This is a genomic window from Dongia soli, assembly GCF_034044715.1.
GTDB lineage: Bacteria > Pseudomonadota > Alphaproteobacteria > Dongiales > Dongiaceae > Dongia_B > Dongia_B soli.
Window position 1 is genome coordinate 1 of record NZ_JAXCLW010000008.1, and the last position, 20,852, is coordinate 20,852.

A 20,852-nucleotide genomic window follows, 5' to 3' on the forward strand; every position below is an offset into this window, starting at 1 on the left:
TGCTGTTCCTGCAGTTCAAGCGGCCGCTGCGGCAGCCCGGCAGGGTGCTCGGCGATTTGTTCCTAGCCGCCGTGCGTTACAGCCCTTATGTGCAGGAGGCCCGCCGCAATATCACCGCCTGGGAGGCCGCGCAGCAGCGGATCGAGCGGAACTGATCGGCGGATCACGATTAGCCGTCCATGAATTGTGCTAGCTGGCTTGCCGTGGCATGATCGTGCGCTTTGGCGGTCAGATCGGGATAAGTGTGCTGCGATGGTTCTCTCTTTGCCGAAAGCGGTCGGGGTATTGTCGGTCAGCTATGATGCCAACACCAATGAAGTCGTTCTATCGCTGAAAAGCGAAACCGGCTCCGCCTATCAGGTTCGTTTCCATCCAGGCGTAGCGGCCAGCGCTGCCGCAGCCTTGTTTGGCATCGGCCGAGCCTTCGCACCACCTGACGGAACCAGTCATTTCGACGGTCAAGTTTTGCAGGTGACCGGCTGCCGGAAGGCCGTGGGGCCGGATGGTCAACCGATCCTGGATCTGCAGCTCGAAGGCGGCATGCGTCTTCCCATCACCTTTCCAGGTGAAGCGATCGATCTGCTGAAAGGCGATCTAACACAGCTTCAGGAAATGACGGCCAAGCCCAAGAAGCGGGCCAGCCGGCTCCACTGACCCGCCCCGACCCGGCCTCTGCTTCAGGGGTTGAAGAATTCCGGATATTGCTGGAACAGGTCCGGGCAAAACTGTCGGGCGCTTTGTTGAATGCGGTTGAGCACGGTGGCATTGGTGGTTCGTTTCGGCGATGCAGGCGAATAGCCGAACCAGCGGACAAAGGCCGCATCGGCCTGGGGCGTTAAAGCACCGCCGTTGAATACCGACAGCATCTGCGCCTGATCGCCCGCTGGAATGCCGTTGACGAAAGCCCGGGCGCCGCAATCCAGCAGTCGGGACTTCACATCAGCTGGATAAGGGTTGGTTGTGTCTGCTGCCATCAGTGCGCGCAAAGCGGTTCGCAGGTCCTGAAAAGCAGCCTCAGCCGGCAGCGAAGCGATCTGGACGGTAACGAGGATCGCACAGAATATAATCCTAAATTTCATGACATCCTTCCACATTGTTGTGCAAGCCTTATAGCAATGGGGATGGCGCCGCCAGAACCAGACCGAAATCACGCGCGGCATGAGTGAAACGCGCGGATTGCCGCATCCTCTTGGTTGATAGCGCGAAATTCGCTATGACGGCGCTGAGCTGGTCGACCCGTCTGTCCGAAGGGATCTTGGCCTCGCCGATGAGGGCATCGAGCCCGCGGCAGATGGCGGCCTTGCGGGACAAAAGACCAGATAGTTCTCACCCCCCTTCTGAGGGTGGCGGCAATATTAAAGCGCTGCGGCGCGAGAAAGGACGATCATGTCAGAACAGGCAGTCAAAGTGGATCAATCGGCGGCGACCGCCCAGGATAAGCTCGCGCAGCTGTCGCGCATGACCTTGATCGTCGCGGACACCGGCGATATCGACGCTGTGAAGTCCTTTTCGCCGGTCGATTGCACCACCAATCCCTCGCTGATCTTCAAGGCTGCTCAGATGCCGGCCTATGCCCATCTGGTGCAGGAAGCTCGTAGCTGGGGTGAGAGCCAGGGCAAGACCTCGGAGGAGCGGTTGGATGCCGCGCTGGACCGCCTCGCCATTGCCTTCGGCACGGAGCTGTCGCGTCTGGTGCCGGGTCGTGTGTCGACCGAAGTAGACGCGGCTCTTTCCTTCGATACCGAGGCGACGATCCGCAAGGCGGAACGGTTGATCGAGCTATACGAACAGGCCGGCGTGCCGAAATCCCGCATCCTGATTAAAATCGCCGCGACCTGGGAAGGCATTCGCGCGGCCGAACGGTTGGAACGCGCGGGTATCAACTGCAATCTGACGCTGCTTTTTGGTTTTGCCCAGGCGACGGCCTGCGCCGATGCCGGCGTCTTTCTGATCTCGCCCTTCGTTGGTCGTATCCTGGATTGGCATGTGGCACGGGGTGAGAGCTTCGCGCCGGGCGAGGATCCGGGTGTCGCCTCGGTCCGTCGCATCTACGAACATTACAAGCGGCACGGCTATCAAACGGTGGTCATGGCGGCCTCCTTCCGCAGCACCGCACAGATCGAAGCGCTGGCAGGCTGCGACCGCATGACGATCAGCCCCGCCCTGCTGACCGAGCTGCGCAGCCAGACCGGCGACGTGATGCGCCGGCTGGTAGCAGGTGCCGAGACATCGCCGCGTCCGGGTGCCGGATCGGAGGCGGCGTTCCGCTGGTCCCTCAACGACGATGCGATGGCGACGGAAAAGCTTGCAGAGGGCATCCGTCTCTTCCATGCCGATGGCATCAAACTGCGCCAGTTCATCGCGAAGGTCGCGAAAGCCTGACGCCATAGATTGCTCGAAAGATTGTGTGTAAGCAGCCCCGCTGGGGCCGCTTTTCATTCAACGGATACTGGGAACCCTTCGAACTCCGGCAATGCGCAGGTCTGGCAATGCGCAGGTCTATTGGAAATCCGGATCCGCCAGCCAGCGTTCGCCGGTGCGGTTCAAGGTCTGCGGCAGCCGCGGCCGCGTCGCGAAGAAGGCGAGCTTCAATATCTCGCGCTGTTCATCCGTCAGCTTTGCCTCCAATGTAGAGAGCAGATCACCGAACTTCCGATCCTCGGCAGCTTGCTGTTCCAGCCGCGCCGCTCGCCCCTCCAGTAATGCCGACAAAGGCTGAGCTCGATCGCGGTCTTTCCCGCCCTCTTGTTCATCCGCGGCCCAGGCTGCATTTTGCTGGCGTAGGAAATCCGCCACCGGCACCCATAGCGGCTTCTGCTCCTCTGTCAGATTGAGCGCTGTAGCGATGAAGGCGATACGGCCCTCATTCAGATTGCGGATCGTCTCCGTATGATCCGTTGCCGGTGCCGCCGTTTGCGCCTCTGTCGCTGCAGGTACGGCCAGGCCAAGGACGGCCGCCAGCAAAGCTACCGATATGCGCATTCTGTCACTCCTAAGCTGCTTTAGTTTGTCGCATTCACTTTATAAGAGAATATTTGAAAAATCAATCGTCCAAGAATAGCAGAATGGGAGGCATGTATTCAGAGCTCGCGGTATCACAGCGCGGTGAGTGTTCACGGTTTTTTCTTGAAAGGGGGAACTGGGGCGAAGAGCGAGAGTTTTATGTTCGGAACCGAGCCGAACGCGATTTCGCCGTCGCTCTGGTGGCTGTCCGCTTCCGGTTCGATCACGGTGGGCCACCTGGACCGAATTGGATGATAGGGAGGAAAGCGATGGATCAGACACGTTTCGACGAGCTGCTGGGCGATGTCGCCAAGCATTTCAGACATCCCGCCGACATTGTCTCAGCCGAAGGCTACACCAAGCAGCAAAAATGCAAATTGCTGCAGCAATGGGATTACGACCTTCAACTTCTGCTGACTGCAAGTGAAGAAAACATGACCGGTGGCGGCACCAACGCCACCGCGGCAAATGCCGACATGGTGACGCAAATTCGCAATGCCATGAAGGAATTGGGCGTGGAGCGGGACCCCGACGCGTCAGGGCCCGGCAAGATCGGCACGCCCGTCGGCAAGACTGCGGATGGCAAAACGCCGGCTGAAAAGTAACCCCAGCGTATTGCCGGAAGGGATAAGGAGTTCGCCTATGCCACGTGGCGACAAATCCAAATACACCGAAAAACAAAAACGCCAAGCCGAACATATCGAAGAAGGGTATGAAGAACGGGGTGTCGGCGAAAAAGAAACAGAGCGGCGTGCTTGGGGAACGGTCAACCGGATGACGGGCGGGGGCCGGAAGGAAGGCGGTTCCGGTCAGAGCAAACCGGTCAATAAGGCGCCGGCTCGCAAAGGTGGGCGAAAAGGCGGTGCCGCCTCTGCAGCGCGCCCCAAATCGGCCCGTGTCGCTTCGGCACAAAAGGCAGCGACCCGTAAGCGACATGCGCATCGTCAGAAAGCCTCGTGACGCCTGTGTTCGGCAAGCGGATTTCGTCCTATGATCGCGTGTCAGATGTGCGCCGGATAGGACCCGGATGGAACGATTGGTCGATGGCACCTGACCGAAATGAAAGCGATCAAGCGAAGGGAACAAGCCAAGCCGGAGCAAGGCGCCGAGTGGAGCGGACTACGCTGGACAACTTTGTGCAGTGGTCCCTTTGGCTTGCAGTTTTGGCCCTCGGCGCGGACCTGTTGCGGCGCTGGAGTGGCACTGATTTCTGGCCGAATATCGCTTTGGCTAGCTTGGCTGGATTGATTGTTCTCGAGTCTATCTCGATGCTTTGGCGGGTGATGACGGGACGAAGCCCCAGTCCTTTCAGTTTGGCGCAGAGGCGGAAGGGAGCGATTATTGGTCTTGCGGCGGTGAATTTATTGCTCCGCCTGCTCTGGCCGTCATTAGATTTCCTGGCGGTCGGGCTGACATTGTCGCTGGCGACGTTGTGGTTTGCCGCGAAGGACATGGGGGCAGTCCTGCGTGCCAGACGCGAGGACAGCGACCCCGCCGATCCACCGACAGGCGTATACTGAGCCCGCCTGCGTCTCCGCGACGTGCAGATCACCGGGAACCCAGGGATTTCTACGCCGTTCCTTCCTAAGCTCGTCCGCTCGGATAAGCCAATCGCTCGAAAAATCTCAGGCAAAAACCGCCAGATAGAAGGGAGATGATCGATGGATAGTTTCGTTTCCGATATTGAGAATATCCGTAAGCGCGCTCGCCAGCATATTACCGACGGCGCGGTTACCGCAGCCAACAAGACTGACCGCGAACAGGTGATCAAGGTTTTGAATGAAGTGCTGGCGACGGAAATCGTCTGCAATCTGCGCTATCGACGCCACTATCATATGGCGGATGGCCTGTATTCCGAGTCCGTGAAAGCGGAATTCCTGCAGCACGCCCAGGAAGAGCAGGGGCACGCCGAGGCGGTGGCTACGCGGATCGTGCAGCTCAACGGTGCGCCCGATTTTAATCCGGTCAGCCTCAGCACGCGCAGCCATGCGGAATATTCTGAAGGCGAGGATCTGATCTCGATGATCGAGGAAGACCTAGTGGCGGAGCGCATCGCGATCGAAACCTATTCGGAGATCGCCCGCTGGCTCGCCGATCGCGATCCGACGACGCGACGCTTGATGGAAGAAATTCTGCAAAAGGAAGAAGAACATGCGGAGGATTTAGCCTCCCTGATCGCCCGCTTGCCGAATGAAAAGAAGGTTACTGGCGCAGGCAATACCGCAACCCAATAACATCCCGCCCCAGCTCCTTTCCCTGGCAATTCACCGGCGATGATGGCAGGCTTCCGCCTGGCCGTCATGGCCGGTTCGCCATTGATCGCCTGGGGTAATGAGACGTGCAGCAACCGAGTGCAGCTCGTGGGTGGGTGGATGTGAGGCGGGATGCCGAAACCGGCGTCGAAACCATACGCGCCCATTTCGACGGCCATGCTTATGACCCCCACTTCCATGATGCTTATCTGGTCGGCTTGACCGAACAAGGCGTGCAGCAGTTCAGTTGCCGCCGCTCTCTCCATCGCAGCACGCCCGGCCGTATCATCCTGATCGAGCCGGGAGAAGTGCATGACGGTCATGCGCCCGAAGAAGCTGGCTTCACCTATCGCATGCTCTATCTCGATGCGCGGTTGATAGGCCGACATGCGGAACCGCTGGCGGAACGCCGTGCCGGACCGGAACTCGGGTTCAGGGCGACGCTGATGGATGATCCGCAATTGGCTGGCGCCATTTCGACGGCATTCTCCCTGCTGCACTCGGGCGATATCCGCTTGGCACGCGACGCGGCCTTGGACAATCTGATTGGGTGTCTGGCAGACCGCATGATTGGCCATGCGCCTTCGGTGGCGCTGGCACCCAGGCGGCCCGCGACCGTACCGGTCGATCTACGCCGCGTGCGGGATCTCCTGCATGCAAGGATGAGCACGGAAATCGGTCTGAATGAGCTGGCAACGATGGCCGGCACCGACCGCTTTCGCCTGACCCGGGCGTTCCGCGCCGCTTATGGCCTCGCGCCACATGCCTATCTGGTGCAGCTTCGCTTGATCGAGGCGTGGCGGCGGCTGGCGCGCGGCGATCGGCCGGCCGACGTGGCGGCGGCGGTGGGCTTTGCTGACCAGAGCCACCTCGGCCGTTGGTTTCATCGCGCCTATCGACTGACGCCGACCACTTATCGAAAATTCTGCACAAACGTTCCAGACAGGAAGCCGGCGACCGGCTAATCCCCCGGGGAAACCGTTCGGAGTTCCTCGATGTTCGATACCAAGATCGCGCTCATCCTGCGGCAGGACCTAGCCGTTTGGCAGAAACTGAATGTAGCCGCCTTTCTCGCCAGCGGCATCACCGCCGCCGATCCGAGCGTATGCGGCGAAGCTTATCGAGATGCGGCGGGCCGCTTATATACCAGCATGTTTGGGCAACCGGTCCTGGTTTTCGCAGGCGACCTGCAGCAACTGCAGGACAGCCACTGCATCGCCTTGGAACGAGGCCTGACCATCACACCTTACGTCGCGGCTATGTTCACCACAGGGCATGACGCCGCCAACCGCGCGATCTTCGCGGAGGGTAAGGCCGATTACCTCGATCTGGTCGGGCTGGGGCTGCGGGGCGCGCGCAAGGACATCGACAAAGCAGTCAAGGGACTGCGCCTGCATGAGTGAGCAGGCGTCCATGCACGATCACGGTTAGAAGCTCACGCTGACCTGTAATCCGTCATCCAAATTGATCTGCTCTCGGTTACGGCCCGGGCCGGCGCGGTCCAGGGTGAGGAAATTCATCCGGCGTTTCAGGGCAATCAACGGATGCTGCCAGATTCCCTTTGCGAGATTGACGCCCTGCTGCCCATCTGAGACGAAAGCCCGCAAGCTCGCCGGATCGGCAGTGGCGCCGCTTGGCGCGACGATGATCATGAAAGGATAGAACAGAAGCGGCATGATCACCCGGCTCGACAACTGATAGCGCTCCAGCGACTGGACCTGCAGCGGCAGCTTGCGCGGCGTGGCCCGTACCAGGTTGAGCTGCGGCCGCCCGTCTTTGGCGATGACGTCGATCGTGGCGAGATCCAGATAGGTTTCGGCGAACTGATCTTCGCTGACCGTCGGTTCCCGGTCACCGATCTCAATGACCTCTCCGAACGGGGCAAAGCTCTCGGCAGTCAGTTGCTCGGCAGGCAAGGTAATTTTTTTTAAGCTCATGGAATTCCGGTTCTTGGGAGGTCAGGATGATGGCACGGATCCCAACGCTGGGAGCCCGATCTTGTTGCATACCCGGTAATGATATTCGAAATCACAATATTGCGACTGCCACGGGTACAATCAGGCCTAAAATCCATGTAACGGTGCCCTGATACAGCTGGAAAAACTGCAATTCCCGGCAGCGGCGATCCTGGCCTGGATCGGTCGAGCGCAAACACAGGTTGTAGGCCGGCCCAGGCCCGCTTCTTCCTGTTGCGCCGCCGCGGATAATAAGCGAGGAAGGGTTATTCCAGGACCACTCGTGGGATCAACCGGGGGAATATGGCATCCGATTGAATAAAGCTCGCGAATCGGTCCTGGTCTCTGGATAATTGGGGCCGAGGATTGGGGCAACGGGGCAGGCATGACGGACTCACGCAAAACGGCTGAAGCTGCCGGCGCGACGCCGTTGCTGCAGCTTGACGGTATCCTCAAGCAATTTCCGGGCTGCCTGGCCAACGACCACGTCGATCTCACGCTGATGCCGGGCGAGATTCATGCTTTGCTGGGCGAGAACGGCGCCGGCAAGAGCACCCTGGTCAAGATCATCTACGGCGTACAGGAACCGGATGCCGGCCAGATTCGCTGGCAGGGCGCTACGGTGCAGATTGCCAATCCGGCTCAGGCGCGGCGCCTTGGCATCGGCATGGTGTTCCAGCATTTTTCGCTCTTTGAGTCGCTGACCGTGGCCGAGAATATCGCGCTTGGCATCAGCGATGCCCGCCAGCGCAAGGGATTGCGCAGCCGCATCGCCGAGATTTCCCGCAGCTATGGCCTGCTGCTCGATCCCGATCGGGCGGTGCATGAGCTGTCAGTGGGTGAACGGCAGCGGGTCGAGATCGTCCGCTGCCTGCTGCAGGAACCCCGGCTTTTGATTATGGATGAGCCGACCTCGGTGCTGACGCCGCAGGAGGTGGATAAGCTCTTCGACACATTGCGGCGTCTGGCTGCCGAAGGCTGCGCCATTCTCTATATCAGCCACAAGCTCGAGGAAATCCGGGCGCTTTGCCATGAAGCGACGATCATGCGCCAGGGCAAGGTGGTGGCGACCTGCGATCCCCGCCATGAGACGGCGGAACATCTCGCCGAGCTGATGATCGGCAGCCGCGTCAGTGCACCGGACCGGCCGGCATCGAGCCAGGAGGAGAAGCCGGTCATGCTCGAGGTTTCGCACCTGTCGCTGAAATCGGATCGGCAATTCGGGATCGATCTCAAGGACATTTCTTTCACCGTCCGGGGCGGCGAAATTCTCGGCATCGGCGGTGTCGCCGGCAATGGCCAGAGCGAATTGATGGCGGCGCTCTCAGGCGAGACGCTTGTCAACACTGCAGATGCCATCCGCATCAACGATGTGGCTGCCGGTCGCTTGGGGCCGGCGCAGCGTCGGCTGCTCGGCGCCTGCTTCGTGCCGGAGGAACGCAACGGCCATGGCGCCGTCAGCGCCTTCAGCCTTACGGATAACGCTTTTCTCTCGGCCTTCCGTCGGCGCTCGCTGACCCGGCTCGGCCTCATCGAAGGGGAAAAGACTCGCCGTTTCGCCGATGACATCATTCGGCTTTTCGATGTCCGGGGACGCGGCGTGCGGGCGGAGGCGCGTTCCTTGTCCGGCGGCAATCTGCAGAAATTCATTGTCGGCCGGGAGATCCTGCAACGTCCCGACCTGCTCGTCGTGGCGCAGCCGACCTGGGGCGTCGATGCTGGCGCCGCGGCGGCGATTCACCAGGCGCTTATCGATCTGGCGGCCCAGGGCGCCGGGATCGTCATCATTTCCCAGGACCTTGATGAAATCCTGTTGCTCTGCCAGCGGATCGCCGTGATCAATCTCGGCAGCCTCTCGGCGCCGCGCCCCGTCGGCGAAGTAACGGTGGAGCAGATCGGCTTGCTGATGGGCGGCGTGCATGGCGCCCCGCCTCAGGAACAAATAAAGGGAGAGCAGCCGCGTGTGGCTCGGACTTGAACCGCGCGGACAGCGTTCCGCTTTCTGGACCTATGGCTCGCCGGTCCTGGCACTCCTGTTGACCGTCGTTACGGCAGCGATCATTTTCGCCGCTCTCGGACAGGATCCCGCCGAGGCACTTTGGACCTTCCTGATCGAACCGCTGACCAGTGCAAGCGGTCTGCCGGAGCTTTTCGTCAAGGCTGCGCCGCTCATTCTGATCGGCGTCGGCCTGTCGATCGGCTTCCGCGCCAATGTCTGGAATATCGGTGCCGAAGGCCAGTTCACCTTGGGCGCCATCTTCGGCGGCTGGCTTGCCTTGCGGGTTGGCGAGGGCAGCGGCTGGTGGATTTTCCCGGCGATGCTGCTGCTCAGCATCCTCGGCGGCATGATCTGGGCGGCGATACCGGCTTTTCTCAAGACGCGTTTCAATGCCAATGAGATTTTGACCAGCCTGATGCTGACCTATGTGGCGCAGCTTCTGCTGCTCTATCTGGTCACCGGCCCGTGGAAAGATCCGGAAGGTTATGGCTTTCCCCAGACCGCCATGTTCGGCGATGGGGCAACCGCGCCGATCCTGATCCCGGAAACCCGCCTGCATCTCGGTGTCCTCATTGCGCTGGCGGCGGCGCTGCTTGGCTGGCTCATTCTGTCAAAGTCCCTGCTTGGCTTTCAGTTGCGCGTTCTCGGTTCGGCACCTCGCGCGGCCCGCTTTGCCGGTTTCAGCGAAGCCGGCCTGATCTGGCTCTCCCTGCTGCTGGGCGGCGGTCTTGCCGGCCTCGCCGGGCTGTTCGAAGTGGCGGGGCCGATCGGCCAGCTTACGCCCTCGATCTCGCCCGGCTACGGCTTCACCGCCATCATCGTCGCCTTTCTCGGCCGTTTGCATCCGCTGGGCGTGGTGCTCGCCGGTCTTGTCCTGGCCCTGTCTTATCTCGGCGGCGAAGCGGCGCAGATCGATCTTGGATTGCCCAATGCCGTGACCGGCATTTTCCAGGGCATCCTGCTTTTCTATCTGTTGGGTTGCGACGTGCTCATCCTTTATCGGTTACGCCTTGGAAGGAAGCAACCGCCGGCCAAACATCTGCGGGAGGCGTCGCGATGAGCCCGGAAATGATCAACATCCTGCTCAGCATCATGACCGCCTCGACGCCGCTGCTCTTGGCGGCGACCGGTGAGTTGGTGGCAGAGAAATCCGGCGTTCTCAATCTTGGCCTCGAAGGCATGATGCTGGTGGGCGCCGTGATCGGCTTTGCCACCGCGGTGCATACCGGCAGCGCGAGCTTGGGGGTCTTGGCGGCGGTGCTGGCTGGCATCGCCATGTCCTTGGTCTTTGCCTTTCTTTCGCTGACCTTGATGGCCAATCAGGTGGCGACCGGCCTGGCGCTGACGATTTTCGGCACAGGCCTCAGCGCGCTGATGGGGGCGGGCTATGTCGGCACCGCCTTGCAGCCTTTGCCGAAGCTCACCATTCCCGCTCTCAGCGATCTGCCGGTCCTCGGGCCGCTGCTCTTTCATCAGGACGCACTGATCTACGGCTCCTTCATCCTGCTGATCGCTGTTGCCTGGTTCCTCTATCGCAGCCATGCCGGCCTGGTGCTGCGCGCGGTCGGCGATTCCCACGATGCCGCCCACGCCATCGGCTATCCGGTGATCGCCATCCGCTATGCCGCCACGGCTTTCGGCGGCGGCATGGCCGGCCTCGCCGGCGCCTATATGTCCCTTGCCTATAGCCCGAGCTGGTCGGAAAACATGACGGCGGGGCGCGGCTGGATCGCGCTGGCATTGGTGGTCTTCGCCACCTGGCGGCCGGGCTGGCTGCTGCTTGGCGCCTATCTCTTTGGCGGCATCATGTATATGTCGCTCTATATTCAGGGCCTGGGGGTTAATTTGCCGTCGCAATTCATTTCCAGCCTGCCTTATCTCGCGACGATTGTCGTGCTAGTGATGATCTCACGGGACCGTCTCCGCATCCGGCTGAATGCGCCGGCTTGTTTGGGCCGTCCCTTTTTTGCTGCGGGCTGATGCCTGGATTACCAAACGGGAGAGCATGATGGAAAGAAGAACATTTAATAAATTGCTGGGAGCCTCACTGACGACCTTGGCCGCGCCGGCGATCATTCGCCCGGCGCTCGCGGCGGATCCGCTGAAAGTCGGTTTCATCTATGTCGGCCCGGTCGAGGATTTCGGCTGGACGCATCAGCACGATCTGGCGCGCAAGGACCTGGAAGCCGAACTCGGCGACAAGATCAAGACGACCTATGTGGAAAGCGTCAAGGAAGGTGCGGATGCCGAACGCGTCATCGCCGAGCTTGCCAATAAGGGCCATGGCCTGATCTACACCACCTCCTTCGGCTTCATGAATCCGACCCTGAAGGTGGCGAAGCGCTTTCCCAAGGTGAAGTTCGAACACGCGACCGGCTACAAGCGCGCGGAAAATGTCGCGACCTACAACATCCGCTTCTATGAAGGCCGCTATATTCAGGGCGTGATCGCCGGCAAGATGTCGAAATCAGGCATCGTCGGCTATATCGGTTCGGTGCCGATCCCCGAAGTCATCATGGGCATGAACGGCTTCATCCTCGGCATGCATTCGGTCAATCCCAAGGGCCGGATCAAGGCGGTCTTCATCAATTCCTGGTATGATCCCGGCAAGGAAGCCGATGCCGCCAAGGCGCTGATCGACCAGGGCGCCGATCTCATGGCGCAGCACACGGATTCCACCGCGCCGCTGCAGGTCGCGGAACAGCGCGGCATCCAGGGTTTCGGCCAGGCCACCGATATGATCAAGGCGGCGCCGAAGGCCCAGCTGACGTCCTCGACGGATCACTGGCTGCCTTATTACATCGAGCGCACGAAGGCCGTGATCGACGGCACCTGGAAAAGCCAGGACACCTGGGGCGGTCTCGCTTCCGGCATGCTGAAGATGGCGCCTTACACCAATATGCCGGATGATGTGGCGGCCCTCGCCAAGCAGACTGAGGCCGATATCGCCTCCGGCAAGATCGTCATCTTCAAGGGCCCGATCAAGGATCAAAGCGGCGCCGTCAAGGTCGCCGAGGGTTCGACGCTCGACGATGCTTCCATTGCCGGCATGAACTGGCTGGCGGAAGGTGTCGAAGGCAATCTGCCGAAGTAACTGTCGATCGTCTTGATATCGCCCCGTTCCATAGTCTGATGGAACGGGGCGGTGTCCTCTGGCATTCTCGCTCGCGTCCATTTGGCCCTAGGCATCTTCGGGCGGTTTTGCTATCACCGCTTGCGATGGAAATTCTGGGGATTCCGCTCTGGCAGTTGGCAATTAGTTCGCTCGCCGTTTTCGGCGCGGCGATCGTGCGCGGCTTTTCCGGGTTCGGATTTTCCCTGCTCAGCATCACAGCGATCACCCTTTTCATGCCGCAGGCCGAGGTCGTGCCTTCGATCTTCCTGCTGGAAATAGCCGCCTCGCTGCATCTCATCCCCAGCATCTGGCGCGAAATTCACTGGCACTCATTGCTGTTCCTGATGATCGGTTGCCTGATCGGCACCCCGCTCGGCGTCTATGCCCTGGCATCGGTGCCGGCTGCGCCCATGACGCTTGCCATGTCGTTCTTCGTGACGGCGACGGCCTTCCTGATGCTGCGCGGTTTCCGTCTGCAGAAGACGCCGGGATCGCTCGCAACCACCGGCACCGGCGTCGGGTCGGGACTGCTCAACGGTGCTTTCGGCATCGGTGGCCCGCCGGTCATCATCTTTTTCTTCTCCACACCTGGCGCCGCCGCTGTCGGCCGTGCCTCGGTGATCGCCTATTTCATCGGTACGGATAGCCTCGGCCTTGCCTGGGATGCCTATCACGGCCTCGTCACTAAACAGAGCTTCCTGCAAGCCGTTCTCTGGCTGGTGCCGCTGCTGCTCGGCGTCAGTGTCGGCGCCCGCAGTTTCCGCCATATCAGCGAGGAAGCTTTCCGTCGCTGGGTATTGCGCCTGCTGATCGTGCTGGCCATCGTCAGCGGCGTGAAGGCAGCCATGGCGCTGGGTTAGAAGCTGTTTTCGCAGATGCCGATATCGTAATACTGAATATCCAGCGTGCCCCGGTGAAGGGTGAGGCAGACTTCGTCACCGATGGAACGCGGTCGTAAAGCGCCTGATGGACACTAATCTCGGTTTGCGCCGTCAACGGTCCCCAAGGAGCAAGTGTCAGATGCCAGTTTCGGGACTTGGATCGCCGGCTATTTGAGATGGTCATCTCCTTGTTCAGGGTGGTCGCTTGGTATGCCTGCGTGGGGGCGGAGGCAAGGATCGCATTGAGATGAACGGTCGATGCATCGGCATAGATGCCGGCCATCAGCAGGAAACCAACGAGCGCTCGCGGTCTCCTGAATATGCTTCGCAGCCTCACGACATATGTGGCCGTCAGAGCCAGAAACAGGATGATCGCCGGGGCCATGACCTGCGTCGTGTCAATCAGATCATAGACGCGGGCAGCTTCCACCTCCAACGCGAAAGCGCAAAAGCCAAGCGATACGAGGAGCATTTGTTCGAGCCGACTTACGATCCTCAGCGAAGGGTAAGGTTCGTTTTGTGACTGCAGCCAGGAAAGCCGTTATCCAGGGGAGGGACATAAGGGCGCAATAACCGGCAGTAGCCAGGATGAGTCGGAACAGGACAAGGAAGGCCAGGCAAATGCTGGCGATAAGCGGCCATGCGATGAGATTGACGGCGCGCTTGTAGTGCTTCTGTCTTTCCGCCGGGTCGCGCCAAGCGCCGGGTCGCGCATGACCAGATGCTTCAGCTCATGCTCTTCCCCTTCTTTCTCGATTTGATAAACCTGAAAAGACGACTTCCAGGCATTGAAAGCCTTATTGTCGTCGAAGATCGCCGGCATCAAGATTTTCGGCCGATCCGGTGCTCTGGGCCGGATGATGAGGATCGGAAGGCTATTGAGAACGGATATTCTTTGAATGCTGGCGATCTCGCTGAAGCTAAGCGCACGCCTCAGGCCGAGGACCCGACAATCAATCTGATCAGGGTGGAGGACGGCCTTTAACGAAGCGACACTCAAGTAATAAACCGCAATGACAAGCAAGATCCCCCACATGGCAAGTGGCGCCAGTGTGAAAGGCAATATCAAGCCGAACGGGATTTGCTTGAGTGCTGGATAGACTGACAGGCCTTGGGTCGCGATCTTGGTCGCTTGCGCCAGGATCTCGGGAATGCCAGTCGGGCCGATCAATGTCAGGCCGATAAGGAAGGCGGCCAGGACGAGACTGCGCAGCCGACCAAAGAGGCTGCTGCGATAGACTTGGCTCTCTTGCGACAAGGGAAATGAACCCCTGCGGATGACCGCCTTGGAGTATTATCGTTTAATATCTGGGCGAGAGGAATTCACAACTAAAAATAGTAAGCGTTATATATGAGAAATGAGTTCCTTGCAATGCCGGGCAATGACGCCTTCTTCGTCGGTTGGGACAACCATGACACGTACATGCTTGCCCGCGATTGAAATCTGCAGCGGTCCGGCCGGATGAGCGGCGCGCTCATTGGCGCCGGAAGCTAGCGATAGACCAAGCCACGCAGCTTCGTTGCAGACGGCGGCACGAATATTGGCGGCGTTTTCGCCGATGCCGCCGGTGAAGATCATCATGTCGAGGCCCTGCAGCTCCGCGCTCATCCGTGCCAGTTCCATGGCGATGCGATGGCAATAGAGATCGATGGCGCGGGCGGCTGCAGGATCTTTGCTGTCGCTCAAGGTCTTCATATCGGCGCTGATGCCGGAGAGGCCCAGCAAGCCGCTTTGGTGATAGAGCAGTTTTTCAAGATCGCCGAGGCTCATGCCGTCATGCAGGAGATGCAACAGGACGCCGGGATCGATCGAGCCGGGGCGGGTCCCCATCACCAGGCCTTCCAGCGTGGAAAAACCCATGCTGCTTGCGATTCCCTTGCCGTCCTTGATCGCCGCCATGCTGGCGCCATTGCCGAGATGCGCGATCACCAGACGTGAGGGAATATCGATCTTCTCCTGCTGCAGCCGGTGCAGGATGGCTTCATAGGAAATGCCATGGAAGCCGTAGCGCCGGATACCGGCCCGCCAGAAGCGCTCGGGCAGGGCGAAGCGGGTGATGCGTTCCGGATTATCTGCATGAAAGCCGGTATCGAAACAGGCGACCTGCGGCATGTCCGGCAGCAGGTCGCGCAGGGCCTTGATCGCGGCAACATTATGCGGCTGGTGTAACGGCGCCAGCGGGCAAATGCTTTCCAGTGCGGCGATGTCGTTATCGGTGATGACGATGGGTGCCGAATAGGCCGTTCCGCCATGCACGACGCGATGGCCGATACCAAGCCAAGTGGCCTTTTCGCGAGTGATGGCGAGTCGGTCGATCAGCAGGGATAAAGCCTCACGATGGGTGGAGATGGCATCTGCTTCGAACGGCCAATCCGGCGCCTCGCCTTGCAGCGCCTTGACTTCGAGCCGGGTCCGATCCTGGCCAATGCCGGCGATCTGGCCTTTCAGCAGCAAGGCCGGCATTTCGGCCCCGATGCCGGCGTTATAGATCGCGAATTTCAGGCTCGACGAACCGGCATTGAGCACCAGCAGCTTATTGCCATCATGCGCGTCTTTTGAGGACATAGTCGATATCCGCTCTCGCTGCTCCCTTCGCGAAGGAAGGGAGCAGCGAGACTAGCGGGTGATCAGGCGACGGTGAAGTCCTTGTATTTATCGAGCAGCCGCTTCGGCTTTTTCAACGCGTCGCGGCGGAAGGGATCGCCCAGTTCCTGGGTCACCATCACTTCCAGGATGGTGCATTTATCCGAACTGGTCGCTTTCTTCAGTGCATCGCCAATCTGGTCCGGGTGTTCGACGGTGATGCCCTCGGCACCCATGGCTCGTGCAATGCCGGCGAAGCTGGGATTGTTAAGATTGGTGCCGACATAACGGTCGGCATAGAAATCGATCTGGTTCTTCTTCTCCGCGCCCCATTGGCCGTTATTGAAGACAACGGCGGTAACCGGGATGTTTTCGCGAACGCAGGTCAAGGTCTCTTGCAAACTCATGCCCCAGGCACCATCGCCGACATAGGCAACGGCCGGCCGGTCCGGGGCCGCCACCTTGGCGCCGATGGCGGTGGGGAAGGCATAGCCGCAATTGCCGAAGCTCATGGCAGCGAAGAAGCTCTTCGGCTTGTCGAAGCGCAAATAGGAGTTGGAGACCGAGCAGATATTGCCGATATCCGTGGTCACCATGGCGTTCTTCGGCATCGCCTTTTCCAGCTCGCGCAGCGCACGGCGCGGCGGGATGGGCGAGCCTTCCTTCATCGACCAGTCGGTGAGCTCGCTTTCCCAGGCGTCCTGCTGCTTCTTCACCTCGGCAAGACGCGCATCCTTGTTGGCGCGGCTGGCGATCTTTTCGTTCATCGTTTCAAGCCGCTCCAGAATCTCCGCTGCGGCAGCACCCGCATCGCCGCAGACGCCGACCGTGATCGGCTTCACCAACCCGATGACCCGGTGGTTGCTGTCGACCTGGATCAGCTTGGCAGTCTTCGGCCAGTAATCGATATCGTGTTGTGGCAAGGTACCGAACGGCCCCAGCCGCGAGCCCAGCGCCAGCACCACATCGGCCTGCTGGATCACTTTCATCGCCGCTTTCGACCCCTGATAGCCGAGCGGCCCGCAGAGGAGCGGGTGACCGGCCGGGAAGGCATCATTATGCAGATAGGAGGTGACGACCGGAGCGGAGAGATATTCCGCCAGCTTGATTGCCTTCTCCTGCGCATCGGCCATCACCACGCCGCCGCCGGCGATGATGACGGGGAATTTCGCTTCGGCGAGGATCTTCGCCGCTTGGTCGAGGCTCTCGACACCGCCAGCACCCCGTTCGATCTTGATCGGTTGCGGAATGGTGACATCGACCTCGCCATAGAACACATCGCGCGGGATATTGAGCTGGGTCGGGCCGCGCTCGGCCATCGCGAGATCGAAGCAGCGGCCGGTCAGTTCGGCCAGGCGATCCTGGCGACTGACATGGGCCTGGAATTTGGTGATCTTGGAGAAGATCGGCAGTTGTTCGGTTTCCTGGAAGCCGCCCAGGCCGATCGTGTTGCTGCCGGTTTCCGGCGTGATCACGACGACCGGCGAATGTGCCCAGTAAGCGGCGGCAACGGCGGTGACGAAATTGGTGATGCCCGGGCCATTCTGGGCGATGCAGACGCCGTGGCGGTTGCTGGCGCGCGAATAACCGTCAGCCATATGCGCCGCACCCTGCTCATGGGCAACCGAGATGAAGCGGATGCCAGCCGGCTCGAAAATATCGAGCGCATCCATATAAGCGGAGCCGACGATGCCGAACACATGTTTAACGCCCTGCGCGACCAAGGTCTCGACGAAAGCTTCACTTGGGGTCATCCGGGTCATGGGGCATCCTCTCCGCTTGCATCGTTATATGATGGGCCGTCTGCGCGGCTTGCTGTCGCTTCTCAGGATAGAAAAGGCCACTCCGCTTGGGGTAGGTCCAGCGGAGGCGACTGCATTGGGCCAGATGGATCCAGAGCGTCTAGGACCGAGCCGGCATCAGGACTGGGCCAGTTTTTCCCGTACGATCTGCGCCAGGATCTTGATCCCCGGCTCGATCCGCTCGATCGGAATCGATGAGACACCGAGCCGGCAATAGCGAATCCGTTCCGCTGGATGGCGGTCGGTGCGATGGAAATGGATACCGCCGCTTTCGATGACCACGCCGCGTTTCAAGGCTTCGGCCTCCACCGCCGCCATATCCAGGCGCGGCGGCCCTTTGATCCAAAGAGCCGCACCCCCGGCTGCGGCATTGACGCTGAATTCCGGGAGGTACTTGCCAAGCGCAGCGGTCGCCTCCAGCAGCCGGTCGCGATAGGCATGGCAGAGCCGGCGCAGCAATCCGTCGTAATGGCCGTCGGCCAGGAACAGCGCCACCGTGCGCTGGTTATTGGCGGCCGGATGGCGCAGCATCAGCCGCCGGAGGGCGCGGGCTTCGCGGATCAGCGGCTTCGGGCCGACCATATAGCCGAAGCGCAGGCCAGGCGCCAAAGTCTTGGAAAGGCTGGCGATGAAAATGACGCGGTCCTGGCTGTCCAGCGATTTCAGCGCCGGCTGCGGCGTGCCGGTATGGGAGATTTCGCTTTCATAATCGTCTTCGATGATGATGAAGTCATCGCGCCGCGCCGCCGCTAACAAGCCGCGCCGCCGCGCTAGGCTCATGGTGACGGTGGTGGGAAACTGGTGGCTCGGCGTCACATAGACATAGTCGGAGCCAGCCAAAGCGCTATCATCGACGACCAGGCCTTCCCGATCGACATCGAGGCCGACCACATGCTCGGTACGCAAGGCGGCGATATTGCGGGCATCGGTATAGCCAGGGTCTTCGATGCCGAAGCGGGTCCGGGCGTCAAAAAGCAGGCTGGCCAATAGATAGAGCGCATTCTGCGCCCCGACCGTCACCAGGATCTCATCCGGCGAGGCGAGGATGCCGCGCCGCGGCAGCAGCCGGGTGCGGATCTGTTCCACCAGCTTGGGATCATCCTCGGTGAAACGATCCTTCGACCATTCGCGCACAGAATCGATGCTGAGCGCCTGGCGCGAGCATTCCCGCCAAGCCGAGAGCGGAAAGATGTTCTGATCCACCTGGCCATAGATGAAGGGGTAGGGCTGATCGGCCCAGTTCATCGGCTTGACGGTACTGTGTTGTTGTGACGGATGCCGCTTCATCCGGCCCTGCCAGTCTGGCCGCTGATCATCATCTTTGACGGGTGCGTTGTTGACCGTGCTGCGTGCCGCCGGGCCCGCGCGGTTGCGCAGAATATCCGGATTGACGAAAAAGCCGCTGCGCTGGCGGGAGACCAGATAACCTTCCTCAACCAGGTCCTGATACGTCAGCACCACTGTATTGCGCGCGATCTTCAGGCTGCGGGCGAGGCTTCGGCAAGAGGGCAGGGCGCTGCCGGCGGGGATCTGCCCGTCGAGGATTGCCGAGACCAGGCGGCGGCGAAGCTGGGCCTGAAGGGTGACGGATTTGTCCGTTTCCAGATGGAAGAGATAAGCGTGGCTGGCGTGGCCCAAAGAAAATCTCCGAACTGGCACAATCTCTGCGCCGGAAAGCGGCATGATCTCAACGCGGATAGGACTATAGCAATCCACGCGGCGACATTGAAGACGCTGCCGGAAGGGGATTAAGCTGGTGGCCTAAAGAAAACCTCGGGTGGTCCGGATACACGGCCTGCTTTATCCTGCTGCGGGACAAGCGACAGGTGGATCAAGGCCGTTAGCCGGATAAAATTCCGTTGGCGCAGGTGGCTCCGTGGGAAGCAAGCCTGCCAAATAAAAAACGACAACAGGAGGAGCTTCATGGACAGGGATACGAAAGCTCAGCGCTCAACCCGTGCCACCCTGCTGCATGCCCGTGCATTCAGCCGTCGGGTGGTGTTGGGGCAGGCTGCGGCGGCCGGTGCCATCCTGGCGGCCGGACCGATGATCGTCAAAGACGCGTTTTCGTCTTCGGGCGAGGTCAATCTGCTGATGTGGTCGGATGAATTTCCTGAGCCGGTCTTGTCGAACTTCACCAAGTCGACCGGCATCAAGGTCAATCAGACGCCCTTCTCGCAGAACGAAGAACAGATCAACAAGATCCAGGCGACCGGCGGCGAGGGGTTCGATCTCTGCCAGCCGACCCGTGATCGCGCCCCGCAATTCCAGGAACTCGCCCTGCTGGGGCCGATCGATACCAACAAGGTACCGCTCGATAAATTGCTGCCCTCCATGCTGGAAGCCTCAAAGAGCGTTTGGACCTGGGATGGCGGTCTTTATCATCTGCCGCATCTCTGGGGCACAGAGGCATTGGCGTGGCGCACCGATAAATGGAAGAAGGATTACAAGGATCTCACCTACGGCGATCTCTGGGGCGATGACGTCAAGGGCAAGATCCAGGGGCGGCCGCATTCCCTAATGACCGGGATCGGCCTGTGGATGGACCACACCGGCAAGCTGCCGTCGAATCGCATGCTCGACACCTTCAAGGACGAAGAGACCATGCGCAAGATCTGGACCCAGCTCGCCCAATTTGCGGTCGAACATAAGCCTTGGATCAAGCAGTTCTGGGATACCGCTGATAACACCAAATCGGGTTTCATGGAGAATGATGTGGTGCTTGGCCAGACCTGGGACGGCCCGGCGCTCAGTCTGAAGAAATCAGGCAAGCCCATCGCCTATATGGCGCCCCAGGAAGGCGCCATCGCCTGGCTCGACGGCCTCGCCATTCTCAAAGCGGCGAAGAATACCGACCAGGCCTACGAACTGATCAAATTTATCTACACGCCGGAAAGCGCTGCGGCTCTGGCCGAAGGCTCAGGCTATAACCCGGTCATCAAGGATGCCGATAAGCATCTTTCAGCGGAAGCCAAGGCGAATTTCAGCGAAGCTTATCCGGAAAACGCCGTCGATAATTTGTGGTGGCGGCCGCCAGAGCCCTCCTGGTACGGCACGGCGCGCAACGAGTTCGCGGAAAAATTCCAATCCGCTTAGGCCGTCCTGCTTCGGACGTCCCGGTGAGCGATCAACGTCGCCCGCCGGGACGTGCTCCGCGTGCCTTTTCCCATCGCATGCATCTGTACCTATCGAATTACCGATATTGGCCCGACACATGATGAAAGGCCTAGGTCTATCATGATGCCGGATGCGTGCAGGCAA

At 60.4% G+C, this 20,852-nt stretch carries 22 protein-coding genes; 14 read left to right on the forward strand and 8 right to left on the reverse strand.

What is annotated here, in order from left to right:
• Positions 1-252: 252 nt before the first annotated feature.
• The gene (locus tag SMD27_RS20105) at positions 253-654 is read left to right on the forward strand and encodes a hypothetical protein (protein ID WP_320510229.1); all 402 of its coding nucleotides are present in this window, start codon (positions 253-255) and stop codon (positions 652-654) included.
• A gap of 23 nt (positions 655-677) precedes the next feature.
• Here the strand turns inward: SMD27_RS20105 and SMD27_RS20110 are convergent, their stop codons facing one another.
• Entirely contained in the window at positions 678-1,094 is a 417-nt protein-coding gene (locus SMD27_RS20110) for a hypothetical protein (RefSeq protein WP_320510230.1), read from the reverse strand.
• Positions 1,095-1,386: 292 nt separating this feature from the next.
• On the opposite strand from SMD27_RS20110, the gene tal reads away from it, so the two are divergent.
• Entirely contained in the window at positions 1,387-2,382 is a 996-nt protein-coding gene (tal, locus tag SMD27_RS20115) for a transaldolase (protein ID WP_320510231.1), read from the forward strand.
• Between the two features lie 117 nt (positions 2,383-2,499).
• On the opposite strand, the gene SMD27_RS20120 is transcribed toward tal, so the two are convergent.
• Complete coding sequence (locus SMD27_RS20120) at positions 2,500-2,982, reverse strand: Spy/CpxP family protein refolding chaperone (RefSeq protein WP_320510232.1); 483 nt, start codon at positions 2,980-2,982, stop codon at positions 2,500-2,502.
• Positions 2,983-3,272: 290 nt separating this feature from the next.
• On the opposite strand from SMD27_RS20120, the gene SMD27_RS20125 reads away from it, so the two are divergent.
• The 6 genes from SMD27_RS20125 to SMD27_RS20150 all read left to right on the forward strand — a co-directional run bounded on the left by SMD27_RS20125 (position 3,273) and on the right by SMD27_RS20150 (position 6,658).
• Positions 3,273-3,608: a hypothetical protein gene (locus SMD27_RS20125; RefSeq protein ID WP_320510233.1), complete on the forward strand. Its 336-nt coding sequence runs from the start codon at positions 3,273-3,275 to the stop codon at positions 3,606-3,608.
• A gap of 37 nt (positions 3,609-3,645) precedes the next feature.
• Positions 3,646-3,963 carry a plasmid stabilization protein gene (locus SMD27_RS20130; RefSeq protein WP_320510234.1) on the forward strand — a complete coding sequence of 106 codons (318 nt, stop codon included), beginning with the start codon at positions 3,646-3,648 and terminating at the stop codon, positions 3,961-3,963.
• Positions 3,960-4,523 (forward strand): hypothetical protein, encoded by a 564-nt coding sequence (locus SMD27_RS20135; RefSeq protein WP_320510235.1) that lies wholly within the window; start codon positions 3,960-3,962, stop codon positions 4,521-4,523. Before SMD27_RS20130 ends, SMD27_RS20135 begins: the two co-directional genes overlap by 4 nt.
• Before the next feature lie 141 nt (positions 4,524-4,664).
• Complete coding sequence (locus SMD27_RS20140; protein WP_320510236.1) at positions 4,665-5,237, forward strand: ferritin-like domain-containing protein; 573 nt, start codon at positions 4,665-4,667, stop codon at positions 5,235-5,237.
• A 140-nt stretch (positions 5,238-5,377) separates the two neighbouring features.
• Positions 5,378-6,220, forward strand: a complete 843-nt coding sequence (locus SMD27_RS20145) for an AraC family transcriptional regulator (RefSeq protein ID WP_320510237.1) — start codon at positions 5,378-5,380, stop codon at positions 6,218-6,220.
• A gap of 30 nt (positions 6,221-6,250) precedes the next feature.
• Positions 6,251-6,658, forward strand: a complete 408-nt coding sequence (locus SMD27_RS20150) for a DUF2000 family protein (RefSeq protein ID WP_320510238.1) — start codon at positions 6,251-6,253, stop codon at positions 6,656-6,658.
• Positions 6,659-6,682: 24 nt separating this feature from the next.
• Here the strand turns inward: SMD27_RS20150 and SMD27_RS20155 are convergent, their stop codons facing one another.
• A complete protein-coding gene (locus SMD27_RS20155; protein ID WP_320510239.1) occupies positions 6,683-7,192 on the reverse strand; it encodes an ureidoglycolate lyase in 510 nt (169 codons plus the stop codon).
• Positions 7,193-7,595: 403 nt separating this feature from the next.
• Here SMD27_RS20155 and SMD27_RS20160 point away from each other — a divergent pair, with 403 nt between their 5' ends.
• From SMD27_RS20160 to SMD27_RS20180, 5 genes are all read left to right on the forward strand, one after another.
• On the forward strand, positions 7,596-9,188 hold the full coding sequence (locus SMD27_RS20160) for an ABC transporter ATP-binding protein (protein WP_320510240.1): 1,593 nt from the start codon (positions 7,596-7,598) through the stop codon (positions 9,186-9,188).
• Complete coding sequence (locus SMD27_RS20165) at positions 9,172-10,269, forward strand: ABC transporter permease (protein WP_320510241.1); 1,098 nt, start codon at positions 9,172-9,174, stop codon at positions 10,267-10,269. Before SMD27_RS20160 ends, SMD27_RS20165 begins: the two co-directional genes overlap by 17 nt.
• A complete protein-coding gene (locus SMD27_RS20170; RefSeq protein ID WP_320510242.1) occupies positions 10,266-11,189 on the forward strand; it encodes an ABC transporter permease in 924 nt (307 codons plus the stop codon). Before SMD27_RS20165 ends, SMD27_RS20170 begins: the two co-directional genes overlap by 4 nt.
• A 25-nt stretch (positions 11,190-11,214) precedes the next feature.
• Positions 11,215-12,303 carry a BMP family ABC transporter substrate-binding protein gene (locus SMD27_RS20175; protein ID WP_320510243.1) on the forward strand — a complete coding sequence of 363 codons (1,089 nt, stop codon included), beginning with the start codon at positions 11,215-11,217 and terminating at the stop codon, positions 12,301-12,303.
• 155 nt (positions 12,304-12,458) lie between these two features.
• Entirely contained in the window at positions 12,459-13,184 is a 726-nt protein-coding gene (locus SMD27_RS20180; RefSeq protein ID WP_320510244.1) for a sulfite exporter TauE/SafE family protein, read from the forward strand.
• Here SMD27_RS20180 and SMD27_RS20185 read toward each other — a convergent pair.
• From SMD27_RS20185 to pdxR, 5 genes are all read right to left on the reverse strand, one after another.
• A complete protein-coding gene (locus SMD27_RS20185; RefSeq protein ID WP_320510245.1) occupies positions 13,150-13,677 on the reverse strand; it encodes a hypothetical protein in 528 nt (175 codons plus the stop codon). The two genes, SMD27_RS20180 and SMD27_RS20185, sit on opposite strands and share 35 nt — an antisense overlap.
• A 69-nt stretch (positions 13,678-13,746) precedes the next feature.
• On the reverse strand, positions 13,747-14,376 hold the full coding sequence (locus tag SMD27_RS20190) for a hypothetical protein (protein WP_320510246.1): 630 nt from the start codon (positions 14,374-14,376) through the stop codon (positions 13,747-13,749).
• Positions 14,377-14,550: 174 nt separating this feature from the next.
• Entirely contained in the window at positions 14,551-15,771 is a 1,221-nt protein-coding gene (locus SMD27_RS20195; RefSeq protein WP_320510247.1) for an acetate/propionate family kinase, read from the reverse strand.
• A 62-nt stretch (positions 15,772-15,833) separates the two neighbouring features.
• On the reverse strand, positions 15,834-17,552 hold the full coding sequence (xsc, locus tag SMD27_RS20200; RefSeq protein WP_320510248.1) for a sulfoacetaldehyde acetyltransferase: 1,719 nt from the start codon (positions 17,550-17,552) through the stop codon (positions 15,834-15,836).
• Positions 17,553-17,708: 156 nt separating this feature from the next.
• On the reverse strand, positions 17,709-19,229 hold the full coding sequence (gene pdxR / locus SMD27_RS20205) for a MocR-like pyridoxine biosynthesis transcription factor PdxR (protein WP_320510249.1): 1,521 nt from the start codon (positions 19,227-19,229) through the stop codon (positions 17,709-17,711).
• Between the two features lie 285 nt (positions 19,230-19,514).
• Here pdxR and SMD27_RS20210 point away from each other — a divergent pair, with 285 nt between their 5' ends.
• Positions 19,515-20,687: an extracellular solute-binding protein gene (locus tag SMD27_RS20210; protein WP_320510250.1), complete on the forward strand. Its 1,173-nt coding sequence runs from the start codon at positions 19,515-19,517 to the stop codon at positions 20,685-20,687.
• Positions 20,688-20,852: the final 165 nt, after the last annotated feature.